This window comes from Rhizobium sp. Root483D2 (assembly GCF_001426685.1).
Classification (GTDB): Bacteria; Pseudomonadota; Alphaproteobacteria; order Rhizobiales; family Rhizobiaceae; genus Pararhizobium; species Pararhizobium qamdonense.
Window position 1 is genome coordinate 1 of sequence record NZ_LMFB01000008.1, and the last position, 21,702, is coordinate 21,702.

A 21,702-nucleotide genomic window follows, 5' to 3' on the forward strand; every position below is an offset into this window, starting at 1 on the left:
GAATATCGTAAGAGCCTCGGCCTGAGCATTTAAAACAGTCCAAGTTTTTATCCGCACCCCCGCTTTGCTATCCAAGGCGCTTTCACAAACACCTCGTCTGCGTCCTTACAATCAGTTCCGGTGGCGACTATATCCCTGTAGAACAGGTTGATGGCGGTTCCCCCCTTGAGCGCGAATACATCCTGCCGAGCGATGTAGGGCAACGTCCTGACCAGCAGCTCGACCTGCCGCATATAGCGATCACGCGCCATCGATAATCTCCTTTGGCACCAGGTCTGCAGGGATTGTGATGCGATAAACGGGGTGAAGCCGGCCGCCTGGGACAAGTGCCCGATCGCCACGTCCCATATCGATTTTCGATTTGTCGATATGCTTGAGCCACGCATGCGCATGCTTGTCGGCATAGACGAAGAAAAGGCGTTTCACCTTTACACTGCGGCACTGGGTCAACAGCGTCGTCAACATTTTCGGACGCAAATTGACCATTGCCTCAAACATCATATCGATGTTGTGAAAGCTCTCGTTCTTTGGAAGTTCATCGAGCACCTCCAGTATCGCCCGCTCTGCGGACGACATTTTGATAGGCCATCGCCACGGGCTCATGGCCAGTTCCTCATCTGGATTATCGGAGAGGCTGAATTCGCTATCCTCAACGCCGTTGTTCTCGTTGGAGAACAGTCCATGACTTCGCCGGATGAACCTGGCATCGATTGTCAGTGTCAGTAGCCAGTCAGGTATATCGGAGCCATAGAGAAAGACGCGCGTATCGCCGCCGAGCTGCAGGTAGTGGGAATGCCCGCGCAATCCAAGCGCGGTCAGACCTCCCACGTGGAATGCATGTCCCATGATCCATTGCGCGGATAACAAGGGAATTTTCCAACCCGTGACGGCTTGCGTCGTTTCTCTTGCCGAAAATGGGCGTCGGTAGACGCCTGTCGCGATCCGCTCGAGCCAACCCTGTTTGATATACGCCGACACGGACTGCCGTGAGATCGCATGGCGTGCCGTCCAAGCCGAATCGACAAGAAAGCCGGGCGGAACCGACTGGATAAGATACTTTAGCTTTGGCGTCGTTTGTTCATTCATCATAGACATTATGGCATGATTTCAAAGTAGATTTCAAGCGCACTTTAACGTATGCCACTATTGCAAATATCACGTTGACAAATCATGGAAAGGTCAAAGTGGCTTGGCAGTCGCGAGGCTCTTCCTGCCGCGATGGTGTTGTGCTTAAACCTCAACTGCGAGCGTCCATTCCGCAGGCCATCGCCCCGACACAGCTCAGGCACTGCGCATCTCCGAAAGCTTCGGCCTTACCCTCATCGACAGCGACGGGATCCGCGATCTCCACAGCGGCCAGTTGATCGAAAGCGCCGATGCCCTGAAAGACGGCCTCGCCGAAAAGGCCATGCAGATCCACATGCAGCGCATCGTCGGATCTTTCGTCGGCTCAGCCTACGGCGCCGGGCAATTCTACAGCCGCGCGGTCACCGAAGCCCGCGATCTCACCACGAAGCTTTCCAACGATACCAGAGATGAGGACCTCGACGGCCCTGTTGGCTTCGACAGCCGAGCCCAGCGCAAGCGCGAGTTCGCAGCCGATATGGGCCTGCAGGCCCACGTGCTTCGAATGGCCGCCGAAGGTGCTGTCTCGGCTTACGAGGACATCACAGGCGAAACCTGGAAGCCTTACTAGCGCACGGTCGAGCAGCCTGCCAACTCGGTCGACAGACAAGCCGCCACTGCCCAGATGTCAGCATTCGAATAGCCGGATGCGGGGCTTCGGCCCCGCTTTTCACCAGCGTCCGGTACCGTCCCTACAACCTGGTTCGGAAAAAGAAAAAAGGGCCGACGGAAAACCGCGGCCCATAAAGTGTGAAGGTCATGGACCTCCAGAGGGGAACAGCTGCTGCGGCGGAACTGGGAGGAGCCGCCATGTGCATCAGCTGAAGCCTGTATGCCCGAATTTTCATCGCGTTGCACTTAATTTTTGTGCAGTGCAGCTATGCGTTCTTGGCTTGAAGGAACGTAACCCCGTGTTCTGGCATCATTTCGGCGCGCTTTTCGGGCGAACACTACCAGGTGATCAACGGCGTCTTGCGCAGCCAATGATCCGTGGTGACTTGATCCAGCACGAAGGTCGCAACGTTTTCGCGCGAGATGGAGCCTCCGCGGAACTGGTTCAAGCTCGTGAGCGTCTGGATCGTGGTGCGCCTAGGCTTGTTGTTGAGAACTGAAGGACGGACAATGGTCCAATTCAGATCGCTGCCCTTGATGATGGCCTCTTGGCGGTTTCTGTCGGCGTATACTTTGCGCAAAAGCAGCGGGAAGATCAGCTTGTCGAACAGAAACCCGCCATGGCCTGCGCTATCCCCCGCGCCCATTCCGGTGATGGTGATGAGACGCGAGACGTGCTCTGCCTTCATGGTATTGACGACCGCTCGGGTTGCAGTCGAGAGAAGGGTGACTTCACGAAACGGGCTTGCGGGTGTTCCAAGTGCGCTGATGACGGCATCGCGACCCTTGACGGCCTGGCGCAACACCTTCTCGTCACGGGCGTCTCCAACGACGATCTTCGCTCCCCTCATGTCCGCGGCCTTTTCCGGCGAGCGCACCAGGAGGGTGACATCGTAGCCGCGGCTGAGGGCCTGGCTGACGATGTGGCGGCCGGTTGGCCCGGTGGCGCCGAGGACCACGATCTTCGGTGCGGCGGAGAAATCTATGTCAGTGATGGAGGTGGTCATGATCGGGTCCTCTTGAAAGGCAGGGCTCCTCTCAGGAGGTAGCCCGGGTTTGGTTGTTGTGATCGGTAATCAGAGCCTGCCCCCTGCGAGCAGTTCTCGGGTCCGCTTCAGCGTCGATACGAGGGCCGATTTGTAGCCCTTGTCGCTGTCGAACTGCGTCTGCTCGGCCTGCTCCTCAGGACCATTCGGCTGCTTGCCGCGTAGGCCGAGGTAGCAGTAGAACTTCAGCTGCAGCGCGCCGGCTTCGTCCTCGAATAGCTCATTGACGATGGCGCCCTCGCGTGGGCCGCCTGCCTGGAAGAAGGTGACCTTGCTCTGCGGCTCAAGCGTGATGATTTCCCTGATGTCAGAGCCAGCAATGGTGGCTTCGCGCACGAAGTGGGTCGCACTTTCCTCGACGACGTCGCAGCGGGTGCAGAGGCCGGGCGGGAGAAAGAGGCGCGCATCGCGCGCCTTCAGCTCCAGGCCCTTCCACACCTGCTCCCTGGTGAGTTTTGTTTCGCCTTCCGGATTCACCGGGACTGTTGCGGTCGAATAGATCATGATGATCGTCCTTGTTTAAAATTGTGGGCGCCTGCGTCAGGCAGAAGCAGCGGTTTGCGAGGCAAAGTCTCGATAAGAGCGAAGCGGACGGCCGAGAAGCGTCGTCAGGCGCTCGACATCGCCGCCCTCGGGCAGCATGCCATCAGTCAGGAAGCGCTCGCCCATCATGCGCATGTCATAGGCCATCCACGGCGGCATGAACTGCTTGAGGTTCTGTTCGAAAGCTGCCGTATCACCGCCGCCATAGTTGATCTGACGGCCCAGAACGTCCGACCAGATAGCAGCTATATCCGTGCCGGTGAGTGTGTCAGGACCCACGAGGTTGATGCGATTGGTCGGAAGCGGCTGTGCGGCCCTTTCGCGTCTCAGCAGTTCAATTGCAGCAATCTCCGCGATATCGCGGACGTCGATCATAGCAAGGCCCTTGTCGCCGACGGGCATCGGGTAGACGCCATAGCCAGTGATGACGTCCTTGATCGTCAGATCGTTCTGGATGAAGTAGGCCGGGCGCAGGATGGTGGCGTTGAACCCCATCTGCTCGATCATCCGCTCGACGCCGAATTTGCCGGCGAAGTGCGGCACGTTCACGTAGACGTCCGGGTGAATGACCGACAGGTAGACGATCCGTTCGATGCCAGCCGAGCGGGCGACGTTGAGGGCGATCAAAGCCTGGGTGAACTCGTCTGGTGCGACAGCGTTCAGCAGGAAGAGTGTCGACACACCGTCGAAGGCGGAACGCAGGGAGTCGACGTCGAGGAAGTCACCTTTGGCGACGGCAACGCCTGCCGGGAAATTGGCCTTGGAGGGGTCGCGGACGAGAGCGCGGACATCAGCGCCGCTGTCGACAAGGTACTGGATGGCTTGGCCGCCGATATTGCCGGTGGCGCCGGTAACGAGAATGGTCATGGGATTTTCTCCGGGTTGGTATTGCTTGACACCCGGAATATGACTGGTTCATTGTTAAACCAATAGACTGTTAAATTAGACAGTTCGTCTCACAGGTGGAACGATCATGGATCTCGTCGCTCTTGCCGATTTCAACCTTGTCGCGCGTCACGGTGGCTTCGGCAAAGCTTCGCGGGCGTCCGGCCGTCCCAAAGCGACCTTGTCTCGACGAGTGACCGAACTGGAGGCTGCCCTTCAGCTTCGGCTGTTTGAACGTGGCGCGCGCAACCTGAAACTCACCGAGGAAGGACGCGCCCTTCACGAGCGGACAGCCGCTCTGCTGACGGAGCTCGACGAAACGGCGGCCACCATCGCGGCCGGCGGGGACAAGCCGCGCGGCAGGTTGCGCATCAGCGCGCCACTGCTGTTTTCGCAGACTGCCATGGGCAGGATCGCGGCGGGATTTGCATTGAAATATCCCGACGTGCGGTTGGAAGTCACCACAGAGGACCGAGCCGTAGACATGATCGAGGAAGGCTATGACCTGGTCATCCGTGTCAATCCGGACCCGGACGAAAGTCTGGTCGGCCGAGCCTTTCTGCATGATCGTCTGGTCGTCGTGGCAAGCCCCGACCTTCCCCGCCCAGTGGCTGATCTCTCGGCGCCAGGTGTCGTGCGCGGGGCGGGCGATCGGCAGACCTGGAGCGTCGTGACTTCAGAAGGACCCGCCACAATCTGGATCGAGCCCATCCTCGCCCTATCCTCGCTTATCATGGTTCGGGACGCCGTGCGAACGGGCGTCGGCGCTGCTCGTATGCCGATTTCGCTGGTGAGCCACGATCTGGCCGACGGCACTTTGCTGCACTGGGGCGATATCGAGGGCTCCGAGATCGCGCTATGGGCGCTTTACCCGTCGCGGCGACTGTTGAGCGCCCGTGTCTCCGCCTTCCTGGATTTTCTGAAGCGGGCTTTTCCCAACGGAACGCCCGATGAACTGGCGGCCTACATCGGCAAGTGACGGACCGAACGTTCCAATTTTTCAGTCGCGCTAGCGTTGGCCAGCAGTGTTTACGCGCGAATAAGCGCCGGGCGGCATTCCTACATGCCGACTAAACGCAACGCTGAAGGCGCTTGCCGATCCATAGCCGACGCGTTGCGCAATCTCCGCCGTGGCGACATCCTCGCGGAGCAACGCCTTCGCCAGCGCCATGCGCCAACCGGTCGCGTATTCCATCGGGGCGACGCCAACCTCCCTCCGGAAACGATCAAAGAAGGTCGACCGGGACATGGCGGCATCCCGCGCAAGTGTTTCTACCGTCATGCTGCGACCTGGATCCGCGTGGATCTGGCGCAAGGTCGGTGCCAGCAGAGGATCGGCCATGCCGCGCAGGAGACCGGGCGGGGCCGCAGCGCTTCTCGTTGATCGCAAAGCTTCGATCAACAGTACCTCCAGCAACCGGTGAAGCACCATCTCGCGGGCGGTACGGTCGGCTCTCGTTTCGTCATTTATCATCCGGACCAATATCGCCAGCCGGTCTTCGCCTCGAACATGGATGATCTCCGGCAGCAACGAGACGAGAAGAGCTTTGTCATCCGAGCCAAAGGCACAATGGCCGACCATCGCCTTGATTTCCGCAGGCGCTTCCGGGTCTCCGAGCCGGAAGACGCCCGGGCTGGTTTCAAGACGCTGGGCAAGCGCTCCGCGCGGCGGCGGTTCTAGGCTGCTCATCGTGAACGAGAAGATTTCAGGAACCAGCACGAAGTCGCCGGCTGTCAGCAAAATTGGCTCACGACCGGCGATCGTCATCCGGCAATGGCCCTCTACTACCGCGCAGTAAAAGGGGCTTCCAAGTTCCGTGCGCTCGACGAGCCACTGACCGCCACCCGTCACCAGCTTTGAGATCGACGGCATTGGCTTGAGCAGGGAAACGACTTGGGCAATTGGATCGCTCATGATTTCGGACTCAGACTAAAAATTCTTGGACAATCAAATATAGCAAGTCCGCGACGGCAGGTCCATCTTCTGGCAAGTTAATCGTCAGGAGACAGAACATGCCAAACATCCTCATCACCGGTTGCTCATCCGGTTTCGGTCTCGCCATCGCGCAAACGTTTGTGACGGAGGGATGGGACGTGGTGGCGACCATGCGCACGCCGCAGACCGATCTGATGCCCCACAGCGAAAAACTTAAGATACTGGCGCTGGACGTGACCAGCGCCGACAGCATCACGAAGGCGGTCGAAGCGGCCGGGCCGATCGATGCTCTGGTCAACAATGCCGGCGTCGGCATGCTCAATGTACTGGAAGGCGCCGAGATGCCGAAAATCCGCGAACTGTTTGAAACGAACGTGTTCGGCGCGATGGCGATGACCAAAGCCGTTCTTCCACAGATGCGTATCCGTCGCTCAGGCGTTATCGTCAACGTCAGCTCCAGCGTCACCATCAAGCCGCTGGCCGCACTCTCCGTCTACAGTGCCAGCAAGGCAGCGCTGAACGCTTTCACGGAAAGTCTCGCTCTGGAGACCGCTCTGTTCGGGGTGCGAGCGAAACTTGTTCTGCCGGGTTCGGCGCCGACGACCGGGTTCGGCAAAAATGCCGTCGCACGTATGGGAATGGATATCCCCGAGCCATACAGCGCATTCGTTCACGACTACCTGACAACACTACGCTCCGGCACAGAATTCACGACGCCGGATGATGTCGCAGACGCCGTCTGGCGCGCCGTGACGGAACCGGATGCACCGATGAAAACGCCCGCTGGCACCGATGCGAAAACCTGGTTCCGCGACGCAGGCCACTCGCTGGCCTGAAGACGACCGCCCCAAAATCAATGTTTAAGGACCCGAACGTGAACAATCTGATCGATCTCGCCAAACATATTCCCACGCCCGAGGCCACGCTCACTGTGGCCTATACCCCAATCCGTTTGCCGATGGTCGGCCGCCAACCGCTGGAACTGCGTCTGACCGCGCCTGCGACCGGCGGCAACCTTCCCATCGTGCTGCTGTCGCATGGGTTCGGCCCCTCCAACTACATCCCGTCAAAAGACGGTTACGCCCCGCTGGCCCAGTTCTGGGCGGAACGGGGTTTCGCGGTCATCCAGCCGACGCATGCGAGTTCGCGCGTCGGTGGCTTGCCTTCGGATGCCCCCGGCGCGCCGTTTTTCTGGCGCGAGCGCGTCGAGGAGATAAAGGCGATCCTCAACCAATTATCCGAGGTTGAACGGCAGGCGCCCGCCGTTGCGGGCCGGATGGATCATTCGCGCATCGGTGCGGCCGGTCATTCTTTCGGTGGTCACACCGTCGGGCTCCTGCTAGGCGCGCAGCTGAATGGTGAGGATTTCTCCGATCCGCGTATCTCGGCAGGCATTCTAATGACGACTCCGGGGCGAGGCGGCAAGGATATGATCGAGGAGAACGCTGCCCGGTTTCCGTTCTTCGACGTTGATTTTTCGACGCTGACGACACGCAGCCTTGTCGTCTGCGGTGATACGGACAATCCGCATTTCACAACGCGTGGCCCTGAATGGCATGCGGATGCGTTTCACGATGCGCCGGGCGCAGAGGCCCTGTTGACGATGCACCGCGTCGGACACGGGCTTGGCGGGATCGCCGGGCTTGACGCTAAGGAAACAGAAATCGAGGCACCCGACGCGCTGGAAGCTTTGAGGCGCCTGACGCTCGCCTGGCTTCAGACGGTGCTGGGAGCGGATGAAGGTGCATGGCCCGGCGCATGCCTTGCGCTCGAGGGTGACGCCGCGCCGCTTGCGGATGTCACACAAGGCCAGAACTAAAATTGGTAAAGTCGATTTGCGGCCAGGTTGCTCTTCGCGATCTGGCCGTTGGTGGCTTAAAGGAACCGGTTGCACGGCGGAAAACTTCGAGCGGCTTGAAGCCCTGGATTGGTCCAGGGTGTGGTCTGTCTGAAGCTGGGAGTGGGGAGTGAGCACGTCTCAGTCTTGTCACCCGTCCAGGCATGGCACCACAACCACCAGCGCTAAGAAGCAATGCAGCGTTCCCGGGAACCTCCCAAATCCAGTCGTTGGCTTCGACCAAGTGTTTGGGGCTTGTGGGCGCTATGCATCCATTCCATTGGTCGCCACCCGATGATGCCAATGTGTATCCCTTGATCCGCCAGCTGGCACGTCCACTGCGGTCTCGATGGGGCATGTCTGACCAAAGACCGCCTCGCGGTGCTCGGCTCGATCGGCATCCGCAACGGCCGGCTCGTTTTCTTCCCCTGACTGCAAGCAGCCATTCCTCGCGAGGCAAGAAAGCCTCTCCCTGGCCGTCCTCCACTCCGTTTCGGCCTTTCAGGTGCGGGCCGATCGTCCCCGGTCCTATCGACTGCCATCGAGATCCTATGAGTAATGGCGGCGATCTGTTTTGATCTGGTTGACGTCAATGCCGTTGCAGAAAGGAGCAGGACGATGTCGCAGGATGGTGTTTATGCAGCAGGAACTCCCCAAAGAGAGCTCGGGGCGATTTTCACCTCGATCGAATTGAGCAAAAAGACGTGGCTACTGACCTCGATGTCACCCGGCGCCGGTGAGAAGATGTCTCGTCACATTATTGCCGGTGGCGATATCACCGGCCTTTTTGCCCAACTCACTATGTTGCGGCGAAGGGCGTACGACCGAACCGGCTCCGATTATCCGTTCGTCATTATACAGGAGGCCGGCCTCGATGGATTCTGGGTCCACCGCGCGCTGACGGCAGAGGGCTACGAGAGCCATGTCGTTGACGCGGCCTCCATTGCAACATCACGACGCAAGCGGCGGGTGAAGACCGATAGATTAGACGGCGAGAGTTTGATCCGAGCGTTGCTCGCCTTCAAGCGGGGAGAGCCGCGGGTCTGCTCGATGTTGCGCGTGCCGACCCCGGATGAAGAAGATCGCCGTCGCATCGTCCGGGAGCGGAAAGTTCTGATGGAAGAGCGTATTCGACACAGCAACCGTATCAAGGGTCTGCTCTTCTCGCAGGGGATCACTGACTACGATCCCCTGCGACGTGATCGCCGCGAACAGTTGGAGACGCTTCGTACGGGCGATGGGCGAGCTTTGCCGCTACACATGAAACGGCAGGTCTTGCGCGAGATGACCCGCATGGAACTGCTGATCGACCAGATCAAGGAGGTTGAGGCAGAACGTGACGACATGCTTGCGGAGGAACGGCAGTCGGCTCGCGAAGTGGTATTGCTGTCGAAGGTCGTGGGTATCGGGCCAGAGTTTGCTGCAGTCCTTTGGGGTGAGGGCTTGTTTCGACGGTTCGACAATCGGCGGCAAGTCGCCGCCTACGCGGGGCTTGCGCCAACGCCTTGGCAGAGCGGATCGATTGACCGGGAGCAGGGCATTGGCAAGTCCGGGAACCCTCGGCTTAGATCGACCCTGTTGGAGATGGCCTGGCTTTGGTTGAGGCATCAGCCCGCCTCAACGCTCAGCCGTTGGTTCAATGAACGAGTCGCGCAAAATGGCGGCCGCTTCAAGAAGGTGATGATCACGGCACTGGCGCGCAAGCTGGTTGTGGCGTTGTGGAAATATGCCAGCGCGGGCGTCGTGATCGAGGGCGCGGTGGTCAGACCGTGACCGTTTAAGCGCATACCAGTTCGGCACAGGCCTGATCAGCCTCGCCGGAACCAGGTGGACGACCGCATCGCGGCTTGGCTTCAAATGCCGTCATCGAGAATGGTCTCGTCCTCCTGAGCCCTAGCCGCCGTAGGCGGGATTGTGGTGCGGCCGTTGAAACGGCGACCGGATATGAGGTTGATACGTGCAGGGCGCGCGGATCAAGAAACGGGCTCAGACCGAAGGTTCTAAAGGCGAATTCGATGCGCCACCAGTGCCGGTCCATGGTTGGAAGATCGTTGTCCAGCATCGTTCTCGTGAGAGACCGGTGTCCGGAGCGGCCCCTTGCGACCTCTCTTCAGGCTGGTCTGACGCCAATCTGTCCTGATCCTGCAACGGCTTCGCCGAACTTCTTCCCCTGCGTCGTCGCCGCATTCCTCGCGAGGCAACAAGTCCGGCTTTCGCCGTCCTACGCTTAGCGCTGCGGCCCTTGGGATGCAGTCGGCCTGATTGGCGTCTTACGACCGCTATCGAGGCCGCAAGGGGCGGCTTCGGCAAACTCAGTCAGGAGAATGACAATGGCTACCATCGGAACCTTCCAACAATCCGGCAACGACTTCAGCGGCGAGATCGTCACTCTTTCCCTCCAGACCAAAAACGTCCGCATCGTTTCCGATACGCGCTCCAGCGGCGAAAACGCTCCCAGCCACCGCGTCTTCGTCGGCCGGATCGAAATCGGAGCCGCCTGGTCCAAGCAGTCCAACGAGGGCCGCAACTACCTCGGTCTCAAACCCGACGACCCGAGCTTTCCGGCCCCGATCTACGCAACGCTGATCGAGGTCGAAGGCGAGGAAGGCCTCTCCCTCATCTGGTCCCGCTCGAACCGGGACTGAGACTGGAGGCCCCGCCGCAGGGCGGGGCTCTCCATCAAGAATCACTTGTTCAGTGCATCCTTGAGCGCCTTGGCCGGCGCGAAGGTCAGCTTCTTCGAAGCCGCAACAGTCATCTTTTCTCCGGTCGCGGGATTGCGGCCCTCGCGCTCCGGCGATGCCTTCACCTTAAACTTTCCGAAGCCTGGGATTGAGGTTTCAGCGTCGGAGCCTGCGGCATCGGCGATGGCCTGGAACACGGCTTCAACGATGCCCTTGGCCTGAACCTTTGTCAGTCCGTTGTCGGCCGCAATCTTGTCGGCAATTTCATTGGTGGTGGTCATGAAAAATTCCTCGCAAATTAAATAATGCGAAATCCGTGTCAGGTTCTGACCGGATTGTCATCGGCGACAATGGGGATGAGGGTCAGATCCGCTTGATGTCCACAGGTCGTTTAGGCCGATAGCCCCGTTTGCGCTTCTCCCTGAGAACATCAAGGAACAGGCTGACGGCTTGGCTCTCATTGTCGAACAGATGCACCATCTGCTGTCCGCGCGTTCCAATCCGGCCCCAAGCGCGGACTAGAGACACCTCGCCAAACAGTGTCGGCTGAACAGCTAGCGCGTAAAAGCGAGCCATGTTCTTCTCCGGCGCGATACGCTCGACGTAGAGGTGGTAGGGCTGCGTGATCATGCCCGCAGAATCGCGCGTTTGGAATCTGCCGTCCAATGACAGTTTTGAATCGGACGGGCATTATCGATTCACAACGTTGATCCTTGGTCCGTTTCATTCGCACCAACTCCGTCGCGATCCTTCCCACTTCCGAGCCAAGCCTTCGGCGACGAGAATATCGCCGACCGATCGTCGCTCGCGGTAGACGATCCTGAGCTTGCGTCCGAAGCGATCCTCATCTCTGGCGGTCGCCTTGAACGAGAGCGGACCCGAATTGAGAATCTCGAGCAGACGCTGTTTCGCCGCAAGACCTCGCTCGCGTTCGCGCTCACATCTCGGCGGGCTGAGCTCCGGCGTGTCGATGTCGGCGATCCTGATCTTTTCCGCTCGAAACCAGAAGGTATCTCCATCCACCACGCAGGTGATCCTATGGCCGCCATTGCACATCGAGAAGGTTTCACTTGCGCTGCTTGGCGACGCTGAGGCAACAGATGCAAGGATGCCAATGGCTAAGGGCGATAGGCTGGCAATTGCCGTAAAAAGTCTCACTTTCATGTCTCCTCAGTGTCTGTCGTTGGAGCGGCCTTATAGCTCTTCACCCCTTCTGTGCTAGCTTATGAAACCGGTTTTCTCCGACGGACGCGCTCATATCCCTGCGCCGAAACCAGATGGCGCGTCCGCATCTGAGCGGCGGATTGCCTGATGTGAACACGATCTGCTCGTCGGCGCGCATGCGCAGCACCTCATGCGGCAAGATCAGTGGACGGCGGCTGAGCTGCCGGGAGCGTGAACGCGACGATCCCTTTATCCCTGACGAGCGGTTTGTCTGGTCGACTTCGACCGTCGTATCGCCGCAGCGTTTAGAGATATAGTCGGCAGTATCAGGGTCGTTGATCGCGGCAAACGAGATCCACGACGCGGATTCGAACCATTTGCTCGTCGCGTCCCGCCCGCCATAGGCCTCGCGCATCTGGCCGATGGACTGGAAGATCATCGTCAGCGTGATGCCGTATTTGCGTCCGGCGTCGCGGGTGGTTTCGAGGATTCGCAGATAGCCGAGCCTGGCGACTTCGTCGAGCAGGAAGAGAGCGCGACCTTTCACATCGCCGTTCCGATTGTAGATGGCATTGAGCAGCGATCCGATAACCACACGCGCCAGTCCCGGATGGGCTTCGAGGACCTTTAGATCGAGCGCAATGAAGATGTCTGTCCCACCATCAGCGAGATCGTCGATCGAGAAACTGTCACCCGAGACGAGGGCGGCATAGTTCGGATAGGACAGCCAGTGGGTTTCTTTCACCGCATTGGCGTAGACCCCGGAAAACGTCTCCGGCGTCATGTTGACGAACACCGAGACGTTCTCCTTCACGAAATCCGATTGCGACTGTTCGTAGATTTTTGTCAGACGCGCCCGCAGTTGTGGTTCAGGCTCCGACAGGTTGGTCCGCACACGGCGCAACGTCTGGTCTTCCTCGTCCGTGTGACCGGACAGGCAGACGTCTGCGATGAGGGCCGTCAGAAGCTGCATCGCCGATGCCCGGAAGAAGTCGTCACGGGCAGATGCCAATCGCGGATTGTCGGTCATGATCCAGGTCGCGACGGCGACGATGTCCTCTTCCTTCGTGCTGCCGTGTCGCCCAATCCAGTCGAGCGCATTGAAGCCGACGCCTGACGCCGAGGGATCGAGAATGATCACCTTTCGGCCAGCCTTGCGGCGATGCTCCGATACCATCGGCGCGACCTCGCTCGACGGGTCGAGGACGACGAGGCCGCCACCCCACTTGAGCGCCGTCGGGACCGTGACCGACGTCGTCTTGAAACCGCCGGAGCCGGCGAAGACGATGCCATGCGAGGAGCCGAAGGAGCCGTCGAAGCATAGGAGCGGTCTGTTGCCGCCCGCGCCCCAGGTCGACGGATCATGGGCGCGGAACGACACTGCCGCAACGCTATCGCGATCGACGCGATAACGTTCGCCGACGACGATGCCGCCTGGATCGGGGAAAAGTTTTGCAGCCTCCTGCACCTTCATCCAGTCGGCCTCGCCATGCACCGCTCGCTTTCCGCCGATCCGCCGTGGTGCGGCTTTGGCAAATGCTGCGTTACCCTTCATCGCGACGCGCAGTGCGAAGACGCCGGCGAGGAACGTTGTCGATGCGCCCAGCATCGTTGCGGGGTCCGCATATCCGAGCACGGATTGTCCTTTCGGGATGTCACTAGTTATCCCGGCCAGGCGAACCCCCTCGCGCAGGAGAGCGATGAGGATTGACACTCCATTTCCGCCGACGACACCCCATCCTGCAGCCTTGATACCCGCAGCGCCATTTGCCGCGAACAGAAAGATCGTGCCGATTGCAGCCGCGGTCGCATAGGGCAGCGCAAGGCCGATCCGCCCGAGCATCAGCTTGGCCTGCGCCGTCTTGCCGAGCGCGGCCAGCCAGTGTTCGATCCCCGGCATGAAAACCACGACGACGATCATCGTCGTCGCCGGGATGACGGCGAGGAACACCTTACTCGCCGTCATGAGCGAACGCCTCCGCGCCTATCACTGTCAGGCGCGATTGCTCCGTATCGTTGCCCTTGAGGCGACGACTGGCATCGATCAGCAGGCCGAGCAGTAGTGCCCGCTTCTCGTAACGCAGTCCTGCCTTGACGATGAGGCCACCGAGTTCGATTTTTTCGCGGGTGTCTTTCTTTCGCGCGTCAGCCGTCATTGTGCGGGCCATGCGTTCAAGCCTCACCAGGCCTGCCCGCAGGCGCGCCAGTTTCGATCGTCGTGACCGTCTCGCCGGCGGTCCTGCCGTCGCCGACATTTCTCTTCCCGGTCGCACTTCCTTTGCCTCCGCGAAACCGCCTAGTGATCTCCTCGAACGCAGCCTGTAACTCGGTTTCCTCGATCTCGATCTCACCGAGGCCGGCCTTCAACGCGATCCGGCCGATGCGCTCGGCCTCGCGTGTTTCCGCTTGTCTCAGCTGATCCTGCAATCTGGCGATTTCTTCCCTGATCTTCGATGATGGTTTCTTCATTCCGGTCGCATCTCCCTGGAAATCTTGGCGGCGCTGTTCCGTTGCAAGATTTCCCCAAAAGCACATCCGAAGGAATGTGCAGATCTGCACGTCGGCAAAGCCGACACTTTGGAGGATGATCCCGCCGTTCCGAAGGAGCGGATCCAAGGGCGCAATTATACGTCGCTGATGCGACGCTTTGCTTAGAGGCCTCGACACTGGCTGACTTGGTCGTGCCGCTCCGGATGAACGACGTGCGAACCGGGAGTTTTTTGCGCCGTGGCCATCGCCCACTTTTCAGCCAGCATCGTCAGCCGCGGATCAGGCCGCAGCGTCGTGCTGTCTGCGGCCTACCGGCACTGCGCAAAGATGGAGTACGAGCGTGAGGCCCGCACCATCGACTACACCCGCAAGAAGGGCTTGCTGCACGAGGAGTTCGTCCTCCCTGCCGATGCTCCGAAATGGGTCCGTGCCCTGGTCGCAGATCGCTCTGTCGCCGGAGCTTCGGAAGCCTTCTGGAACAAGATCGAGGCCTTCGAGAAGCGTTCCGATGCGCAGCTCGCTCGCGACCTGACCATAGCGCTTCCACTGGAGCTGTCGTCCGAGCAGAACATCGCCCTGGTGCGGGACTTCGTCGACAAGCATATCCTCGCAAAAGGTATGGTCGCGGACTGGGTCTACCATGACAATCCCGGCAATCCGCATATCCACTTGATGACCACATTGCGCCCACTGACCGAGGACGGGTTCGGATCGAAGAAGGTGGCGGTGATTGGCGAGGATGGCCAGCCGGTCCGCACGAAGTCCGGGAAAATCCTCTATGAGCTCTGGGCGGGTTCGACCGACGACTTTAATTCCTTACGCGATGGATGGTTCGAGCGGCTGAATCATCACCTGGGGCTCGGCGGCATCGATCTCCGTATCGACGGCCGTTCCTATGAGAAGCAGGCCATCGAGCTTGAACCCACCATTCATCTCGGCGTCGGGGCGAAAGCCATCGCGCGGAAGGCGGAAGAACAGGGTGTTCGGCCAGAGCTCGAACGGATCGAACTGAACGAACAGCGGCGGTCGGAAAACGTGCGTCGTATCCTGCGCAATCCAGCCATCGTGCTCGACCTGATCACGCGAGAGAAGAGCGTCTTCGATGAACGCGATGTCGCGAAGGTTCTGCATCGTTATGTCGATGACCCGGCTGTTTTCCAGCAACTGATGTTACGCATCATCCTGAACCCCGAGGTTCTCCGGCTGCAGCGTGACACGATCGAGTTCGCGACCGGAGAAAAGGTGCCAGCCCGTTACTCGACCCGTGCGATGATCCGGCTGGAAGCGACGATGGTGCGGCAGGCAATCTGGCTGTCAAACCGGGACGGTCAAGCTGTCTCCGATGCCGCTCTGGACGCAACGTTCCGGCGGCATGAGCGGTTGTCGGACGAGCAGAAAACTGCGATCGAGCGGATCGCCGGTCCCGCCCGGATCGCCGCCGTGGTCGGGCGTGCCGGCGCCGGCAAGACGACCATGATGAAAGCCGCCCGTGAGGCGTGGGAACTGGCCGGATATCGTGTGGTTGGCGGCGCGCTTGCCGGCAAGGCGGCGGAGGGGCTTGAGAAGGAAGCCGGGATCCAGAGCCGGACGCTCGCGTCATGGGAACTGCGCTGGAACCGTGGTCGCGACGTTCTCGATGACAAAACCGTCTTCGTTCTGGACGAGGCCGGCATGGTCGCCTCAAAACAGATGGCCGGCTTTGTCGATGCCGTCGTCAGGGGCGGCGCCAAGATCGTTCTCGTCGGCGATCCCGAACAGCTTCAGCCGATCGAGGCGGGGGCCGCCTTCCGCGCCATCGTTGACCGCATCGGTTATGCCGAACTCGAGACGATCTATCGCCAGCGCGAGGACTGGATGCGCAAGGCATCGCTCGATCTGGCCCGAGGCAACGTGGAAAAGGCGCTGACCGCCTATGATGCCAATGTCAGGATCACGGGAACGCGCCTCAAGGCCGAGGCGGTCGAGCGGCTGATCGGTGACTGGAACCACGATTACGATCAGTCGAAGACAACGTTGATCCTCGCGCATCTGCGCCGCGACGTGCGCATGCTCAACATCATGGCCCGTGAAAAACTCGTCGAACGCGGCATTGTCGGTGAGGGCCATGTCTTCAAAACGGCTGACGGCATTCGCCAGTTCGACGTGGGCGATCAGATCGTCTTCCTGAAGAACGAGACCTCGCTCGGCGCCAAAAACGGCATGATCGCTCATGTCATCGAGGCCGCATCGAACAGGATCGTTGCGGTCGTCGGAGAGGGTGATCAGCGCCGGCAGGTTATCGTCGAGCAACGCTTCTACAGCAATCTCGATCATGGTTACGCCACCACGATTCATAAAAGCCAAGGCGCGACCGTCGACCGTGTAAAGGTGTTGGCAAGCCTCTCGCTGGACCGGCATCTGACCTATGTGGCGATGACCCGTCATCGCGAGGATTTGCAGCTTTACTACGGACGCCGGTCCTTCGCCTTCAAGGGCGGCCTTGCCAAGGTACTCTCCCGAAAGAATGCCAAGGAGACCACGCTCGATTACGAGCGCGGAAAACTCTACCGCGAGGCGCTGCGGTTCGCTGAAAGTCGCGGGCTCAACATCGTCCAGGTGGCCCGCACACTTGTCCGCGACCGGCTCGACTGGACGCTGCGCCAGAGGACGAAATTGGTCGAGCTTGGCCAGCGCCTTGCCGTCTTTGCAGAGCGCCTCGGTCTGCACCATCCCCCAGAAACCCAAACGATGAAGGAGGCCGTGCCCATGGTCGCAGGCATCAAGACATTTTCCGTTTCCGTCGCCGATACGGTAGAGAACAAGCTCGACACCGATCCAGCCCTCAGACAACAATGGGAAGAGGTTTCGACCCGTTTTGCTTACGTCTTTGCCGATCCCGAGACCGCCTTCCGGGCAATGAACTTCGATGCGGTGCTAGTGGATAAGGAAACGGCGAAACTGGCGCTTCAGACGCTGACGACCGCCCCGGCGTCGATCGGACCGCTCAGGGGTAAGACAGGCGTTCTTGCCAGCAGGACAGAGCGCGAGGACCGTCGCGTTGCGGACCTCAATGTTCCGGCCTTGAAGCGCGATCTTGAGCAGTATCTGAGGATGCGCGAGACCGCCGTGCAGCGGCTGCAGGCGGATGAACAGGTATTGCGTCAGCGCGTGTCGATCGACATCCCGGCGCTCTCGCCGGCAGCACATGTGGTGCTGGAGCGCGTGCGTGATGCGATCGACCGCAACGATCTGCCGGCGGCCATGGCCTATGCACTGAGCAGTCGGGAAACCAAACTGGAAATTGACGGGTTCAACCAAGCCGTCACCGAACGCTTCGGCGAGCGTACCTTGCTCACCAATGCCGCGCGCGAACCATCCGGAAAGCTCTTCGACAAACTCTCCGAAGGGATGCAGCCCGAGCAGAAGGAGCGTCTGAAGGAAGCCTGGCCGATCATGCGCACGTCCCAGCAACTCGCCGCTCACGAGCGCACCGTCCAGACCCTGCGGCAAGCCGAGGATTTGCGTCTCGCCCAGCGCCAGACGCCGGTGATGAAACAATGAGGCGGCCGCTCCTCCTGGCCCTGGCCGCCGCGGCCGGGATGATCGCTGGTCTAGCGGCAATCGCCTATATGGGCGGCTTTCGGTTGAATCTGACGCCGAGCGAGCCGCTTGGGCTCTGGCGTATCGTGGTCCTGCAGCGTCCGGTCGAAGCCGGCGATCTCGTGTTCATCTGCCCACCGGCAACCGCTTCATTCGAGGAAGCACGGCGCCGCGGCTATGTCAGGCGTGGCCTCTGCCCGGGTGGCTATGCGCCGCTGATCAAGACAGTGGCGGCGCTTCCCGGACAGCATGTGGAAATAGGCGCGAATGTCACTGTCGACGGTAGGCCTCTCGCCTCATCGATCGTTCGCGCGAGCGATGGCGAGGGCAGGGCGATCACACCGTTCAAAACCGGCATCGTGCCACTGAGATATCTGTTTCTTCACTCATCCTTTGCGAGCTCCTATGATAGTCGGTATTTTGGACCGGTTCCCGACACGGGCCTTCTCGGCCTGGCGCGGCCGGTCCTCACATTCGATCCATAACTGGCGGCGATCCTGCCTGCTCATCGCGGTATCTGTCACTTGCGGCTGGACTGCCTGGAGCGGCCATGTCTTGACCCTTCCGGTTGCTGTGTTGTTTCCGGCGCTCTGGGCGATGTCGCCGTCCAGACTGACCGCGTTGCTCGTGTCGGCCGGATATTTTCTGGCTGCCTCGCGTGGGCTGCCGCCGGGCGTCGCCAACTTCTATGCCGCCGATCTCTGGCCTGGGCTTCTGCTCTGGGCAGCAGCTTCTCTCTCCTTTGCCGGCACTGCCGGAAAGCTACAGGTCAGAGGAATTGACCGGTGGCCCACAGCATCTTCGTTACATTGAGGCCAGCATCGAGATGCACGCGCAGATGAGCGCAGTGAGTACCCTGATCAGCATGCTCGGCTACATCCCGACCGTTAACTAATCCGGATTCATGGCCATACATGGTGAGCAACTCGGCCACCGGCGCTCTCACATCAGTTTTCTGCGAATTGCCAGCGCCGTAAGATGGGCCTTGCTCCGGACATCGAAGCGCTTCATCGCCTCGCGAAGCTTGACGCGGACGCTGTTGTATTTGACGCCCTCCACATCAGCAATCTCCTCCATCGTCATGCCGACGGCGATCCATCTTAGATAGGTCGCCTCTTTAGGATCGAGCCAGGTGGCATCTTCCACGGTAGGAGTGGTTTGAAGGAACGAGATGCGGGCATGGAGCTGTCCGACGGCAGCGGCGGCCGCGACCGCGTCTATCTCACGGTCGAGATCGATTGCTGGCCTTTCCGACGCTAGAGTGAACATCGACATCGAGCCGTTGGCAGTCTTGATCGGAACGGTTATCCCGGAGCGGATGCCGAAATCGGCAGCATGCGCATAGAAGGCGCGCTCTTCCTTCGATTGCCTTGCGCGATCGTGTTCGCTGGACCACGCAAAAACTTGCTTTCTGGATTTCGCGCGCTTGACGACCGGATCGAGCTTATCGAAGTTCGTCTCGAAATACGTCGACCGCCACTCGCGATGATAATTGGTGACTGCAATGCTGTGCTTGTGCTGGATGTGCAGATAGGCGTAGCCGGTGAAGCCAAAGTGGTGGGTGAGGTCGGAAAGGCCCTGCGTGAGGATGCTTTCGTCGCCCTGTATCGCCGCAAGATCGGTCAGCTTGTCCAGCCAATGCTGCATTTTTCACTCCGATTTGGTCGTCAGGTGGAACAGATCACTAGAGCCCCTCGACGTTTACAATTATATGCGCTCAAAAATCAACCCGAGATTGCATAATAGTGCATGTGGAACTAGAATAAAAGCCACTTCATGAGTTTGTGAAAACCCTCGGCGACGCGAGCGTTCGCCCCCGGCGGACTTCGCTCACCGCGGAGTGAATGCGTTGGAACAACTGGCGACAGGACCTACCGAACCTGCAACTGCCAGTCTCGCCTGATCGAGCGGGGACGGGTTGGAGATGTCTTTGTGACTCAGAGCGAGCGCAATGCCGATCTGATCGGACAGAACCCCTTCGGTGTAATACATTTCCCCGGTCTCGCAGCTGGTTGAGATCGAAAGTGGCTTTACAATCATATGCGGACGCTCGTGCTCATCGCCAGGAACACGGCAATCGCTTCCCTGGTCGACGGAAGCATCCCTGTACAGAATTGATCCTGACGCCGGCGGCGGAATATCTCAATTTTCGCCGCCACCAGCCTCTCGGCGTCAGTCAATCGAGCGTCAGCGCCAGGAATGAAGTGCTGGAAAAGGAGCGCGTATTCCGCTAGGGCGGCAGCGATGTGGGTTTTGCATGTGCCGGGCCAACCAACCAGACAATCGCGCTTGCCAGGATAGCGCGCAGGTCTGTTCCATTGAACCCGCTGTAATTTTTCCTCACGACGTTCTGGAACAGCTAATCGACTGTGCCAACCGCTTCATCATTTTTGGAGAAGAACTACGGGAGCAATCAGGCTATTAGCACAGATGGGCTAATCGGCTCCGTGCCCCATCTCATCCTATCCGGAATGGGGTTGTACCGTACTGCCGATGATAAAGTGGTTTGTCGGAATCAGGCACAACCATCACGCAGAGGAGCGCAGTCATGAAACATTACGCCGGCCTCGATGTCTCGGTCAAAGAAACAAGCGTCTGTATCGTTGATGAAAGCGGGAAACTATGCCGGGAACGGAAGGTGGTCTCTCACCCGGAGGACCTTGTAGCCATCCTGAGTGATCCGGCAGTCAGCTTGGAGAGAGTGGGTATTGAGGCTGGACCGTTGTCGCAATGGCTGTTTGAAGGGCTGGCAAAAGCGGGCTTTCCGGTTTTTTGCATCGAGACGCGACACACCAAGGCATTCCTTGACGCTCTGCAACAGAACAAGAGCGACCGGAACGACGCGCGCGGCATTGCCCATATGATGCGGGTCGGCCTGTTCAAGGACGTGCATGTGAAGACGCTCACCAGCCAGAAGCGCCGCGCCTTGTTAGGGGCCCGATCGTTGCTGCAGGAAAAAGCGATAGACTTGGAGAACGAGATGCGTGTGCTTTTGCGCAACTTCGGACTGAAGGTTGGCCACGCCTCGGGCGGCACGTTCGAGAGAAGGATACTCGAGCTCGTCGAACACGACCCTGAGCTAGCGGAAATCATGGAGCCACTGCTCGCCGGACGACGCAAGTTGCGAGAAGGGCTCGCCAAACTGGAAAAGAGGGTTTTAGCTGAGGCGAAGCAGGATGACGTTTGCAGGCGGCTGATGACGGTGCCAGGCGTCGGGCCGGTCGTCTCACTCGCCTATGTCTCGACGATCGATATCCCCAGCAGGTTTCGTCATTCTCGATCAGTCGGAGCGATATTGGGTCTTACGCCCGTACTGAAACAATCCGGCGAAGTGAGCCGGGTCGGCCACGTCTCCCTGCGCGGGGATGCCATGATGCGAAAGCTGCTCTACGAGGCCGCTCAGTCGATGATGACGCGTGTGGTGAAATGGTGCTGGCTGAAGGCATGGGCCATGAACATTGCCAAGCGGCACGGCAGCAAGAAAGCCAAGGTGGCATTGGCCCGCCGTCTCGCGGTCGTCATGCACCGCATGTGGGTGGATGGCTCGGAATTCCGCTGGACAAGGGAGGACACTGTCTCAACCGTAGCGGCATGACGGTCAGCCACAAAGGCGAGCGAGAGAATCGAATTCAGGGTTCCGCGTAGCGGCGGAAGACGTCCTTCGCGGACGATGGTGATGTGAGTTCGTGGCGGCGTTTATTCCGATGATCCGTCATCAGGATGCAGCATAGATTGGACCACATCATCTACAGAACCCCATCGTGGGAGGGCTTAGTGCCGATCCCGGAGAGAAGCGCGGGC

20 protein-coding genes and 4 pseudogenes are annotated in these 21,702 nt (G+C 59.7%); 11 read left to right on the forward strand and 13 right to left on the reverse strand.

Going from position 1 to position 21,702, the window contains the following annotated elements; all coding sequences use genetic code 11:
* Positions 1–128: 128 nt before the first annotated feature.
* Together ASD32_RS29435 and ASD32_RS05910 are read right to left on the reverse strand one after the other, a co-directional pair.
* Positions 129–251 (reverse strand): annotated as a pseudogene (locus tag ASD32_RS29435) (nucleotidyl transferase AbiEii/AbiGii toxin family protein); the annotation flags it as partial.
* Positions 241–1,095, reverse strand: a complete 855-nt coding sequence (locus tag ASD32_RS05910; protein WP_348270734.1) for a type IV toxin-antitoxin system AbiEi family antitoxin domain-containing protein — start codon at positions 1,093–1,095, stop codon at positions 241–243. The pseudogene ASD32_RS29435 and the gene ASD32_RS05910, both read right to left, overlap by 11 nt.
* A 175-nt stretch (positions 1,096–1,270) precedes the next feature.
* Between ASD32_RS05910 and ASD32_RS05915 the strand changes: the two are divergent.
* Positions 1,271–1,768 (forward strand): annotated as a pseudogene (locus tag ASD32_RS05915) (hypothetical protein); the annotation flags it as partial.
* Between the two features lie 307 nt (positions 1,769–2,075).
* Here the strand turns inward: ASD32_RS05915 and ASD32_RS05920 are convergent.
* From ASD32_RS05920 to ASD32_RS05930, 3 genes are all read right to left on the reverse strand, one after another.
* The gene (locus ASD32_RS05920) at positions 2,076–2,744 is read right to left on the reverse strand and encodes an SDR family oxidoreductase (RefSeq protein ID WP_060637103.1); all 669 of its coding nucleotides are present in this window, start codon (positions 2,742–2,744) and stop codon (positions 2,076–2,078) included.
* Between the two features lie 69 nt (positions 2,745–2,813).
* A complete protein-coding gene (locus ASD32_RS05925) occupies positions 2,814–3,287 on the reverse strand; it encodes an SRPBCC family protein (protein ID WP_060637104.1) in 474 nt (157 codons plus the stop codon).
* Between the two features lie 36 nt (positions 3,288–3,323).
* Positions 3,324–4,193, reverse strand: coding sequence for an NmrA/HSCARG family protein (locus ASD32_RS05930; RefSeq protein ID WP_060637105.1), 870 nt, complete (start codon positions 4,191–4,193; stop codon positions 3,324–3,326).
* 106 nt (positions 4,194–4,299) lie between these two features.
* Here ASD32_RS05930 and ASD32_RS05935 point away from each other — a divergent pair, with 106 nt between their 5' ends.
* Positions 4,300–5,190 (forward strand): LysR family transcriptional regulator, encoded by an 891-nt coding sequence (locus tag ASD32_RS05935; protein ID WP_060637106.1) that lies wholly within the window; start codon positions 4,300–4,302, stop codon positions 5,188–5,190.
* Positions 5,191–5,220: 30 nt separating this feature from the next.
* Here the strand turns inward: ASD32_RS05935 and ASD32_RS05940 are convergent, their stop codons facing one another.
* Positions 5,221–6,126 (reverse strand): AraC family transcriptional regulator, encoded by a 906-nt coding sequence (locus tag ASD32_RS05940; RefSeq protein WP_060637107.1) that lies wholly within the window; start codon positions 6,124–6,126, stop codon positions 5,221–5,223.
* Between the two features lie 98 nt (positions 6,127–6,224).
* On the opposite strand from ASD32_RS05940, the gene ASD32_RS05945 reads away from it, so the two are divergent.
* The 4 genes from ASD32_RS05945 (at position 6,225) to ASD32_RS05960 (ending at position 10,629) form a co-directional block, all read left to right on the forward strand.
* Positions 6,225–6,983, forward strand: a complete 759-nt coding sequence (locus tag ASD32_RS05945; protein ID WP_060637108.1) for an SDR family oxidoreductase — start codon at positions 6,225–6,227, stop codon at positions 6,981–6,983.
* A 38-nt stretch (positions 6,984–7,021) separates the two neighbouring features.
* Positions 7,022–7,966, forward strand: coding sequence for a dienelactone hydrolase (locus ASD32_RS05950; RefSeq protein WP_060637228.1), 945 nt, complete (start codon positions 7,022–7,024; stop codon positions 7,964–7,966).
* Positions 7,967–8,602: 636 nt separating this feature from the next.
* Complete coding sequence (locus ASD32_RS05955) at positions 8,603–9,757, forward strand: IS110 family transposase (protein WP_060637229.1); 1,155 nt, start codon at positions 8,603–8,605, stop codon at positions 9,755–9,757.
* Positions 9,758–10,314: 557 nt separating this feature from the next.
* Complete coding sequence (locus tag ASD32_RS05960) at positions 10,315–10,629, forward strand: DUF736 domain-containing protein (protein WP_060637109.1); 315 nt, start codon at positions 10,315–10,317, stop codon at positions 10,627–10,629.
* Between the two features lie 41 nt (positions 10,630–10,670).
* On the opposite strand, the gene ASD32_RS05965 is transcribed toward ASD32_RS05960, so the two are convergent.
* The 6 genes from ASD32_RS05965 to traC all read right to left on the reverse strand — a co-directional run bounded on the left by ASD32_RS05965 (position 10,671) and on the right by traC (position 14,301).
* Positions 10,671–10,949 carry an HU family DNA-binding protein gene (locus ASD32_RS05965; protein ID WP_012648969.1) on the reverse strand — a complete coding sequence of 93 codons (279 nt, stop codon included), beginning with the start codon at positions 10,947–10,949 and terminating at the stop codon, positions 10,671–10,673.
* Between the two features lie 82 nt (positions 10,950–11,031).
* Positions 11,032–11,298, reverse strand: a complete 267-nt coding sequence (locus ASD32_RS05970; protein ID WP_060637230.1) for a WGR domain-containing protein — start codon at positions 11,296–11,298, stop codon at positions 11,032–11,034.
* A 93-nt stretch (positions 11,299–11,391) separates the two neighbouring features.
* The gene (locus ASD32_RS05975) at positions 11,392–11,832 is read right to left on the reverse strand and encodes a thermonuclease family protein (RefSeq protein ID WP_060637110.1); all 441 of its coding nucleotides are present in this window, start codon (positions 11,830–11,832) and stop codon (positions 11,392–11,394) included.
* 40 nt (positions 11,833–11,872) lie between these two features.
* Positions 11,873–13,798: a Ti-type conjugative transfer system protein TraG gene (traG, locus tag ASD32_RS05980; protein WP_060637111.1), complete on the reverse strand. Its 1,926-nt coding sequence runs from the start codon at positions 13,796–13,798 to the stop codon at positions 11,873–11,875.
* Positions 13,785–14,000: a type IV conjugative transfer system coupling protein TraD gene (locus ASD32_RS05985; protein ID WP_060637112.1), complete on the reverse strand. Its 216-nt coding sequence runs from the start codon at positions 13,998–14,000 to the stop codon at positions 13,785–13,787. Before ASD32_RS05985 ends, traG begins: the two co-directional genes overlap by 14 nt.
* A gap of 4 nt (positions 14,001–14,004) precedes the next feature.
* On the reverse strand, positions 14,005–14,301 hold the full coding sequence (traC, locus tag ASD32_RS05990) for a conjugal transfer protein TraC (RefSeq protein WP_060637231.1): 297 nt from the start codon (positions 14,299–14,301) through the stop codon (positions 14,005–14,007).
* Between the two features lie 258 nt (positions 14,302–14,559).
* Here traC and traA point away from each other — a divergent pair, with 258 nt between their 5' ends.
* From traA to ASD32_RS06005, 4 genes and pseudogenes are all read left to right on the forward strand, one after another.
* Complete coding sequence (traA, locus tag ASD32_RS05995; protein ID WP_060637113.1) at positions 14,560–17,862, forward strand: Ti-type conjugative transfer relaxase TraA; 3,303 nt, start codon at positions 14,560–14,562, stop codon at positions 17,860–17,862.
* A complete protein-coding gene (traF, locus tag ASD32_RS06000; RefSeq protein ID WP_060637114.1) occupies positions 17,859–18,386 on the forward strand; it encodes a conjugative transfer signal peptidase TraF in 528 nt (175 codons plus the stop codon). The genes traA and traF overlap by 4 nt, the downstream gene beginning before the upstream one ends.
* A 16-nt stretch (positions 18,387–18,402) precedes the next feature.
* Positions 18,403–18,645 (forward strand): annotated as a pseudogene (locus ASD32_RS30605) (conjugal transfer protein TraB); the annotation flags it as partial.
* 4 nt (positions 18,646–18,649) lie between these two features.
* Positions 18,650–18,796, forward strand: a pseudogene (locus ASD32_RS06005) (transcriptional repressor TraM); the annotation flags it as partial.
* A 47-nt stretch (positions 18,797–18,843) separates the two neighbouring features.
* Here the strand turns inward: ASD32_RS06005 and traR are convergent.
* A complete protein-coding gene (gene traR / locus ASD32_RS06010; RefSeq protein ID WP_060637115.1) occupies positions 18,844–19,548 on the reverse strand; it encodes a transcriptional regulator TraR in 705 nt (234 codons plus the stop codon).
* A gap of 901 nt (positions 19,549–20,449) precedes the next feature.
* On the opposite strand from traR, the gene ASD32_RS06015 reads away from it, so the two are divergent.
* Positions 20,450–21,496 carry an IS110 family transposase gene (locus ASD32_RS06015; RefSeq protein ID WP_060637116.1) on the forward strand — a complete coding sequence of 349 codons (1,047 nt, stop codon included), beginning with the start codon at positions 20,450–20,452 and terminating at the stop codon, positions 21,494–21,496.
* Positions 21,497–21,702: the final 206 nt, after the last annotated feature.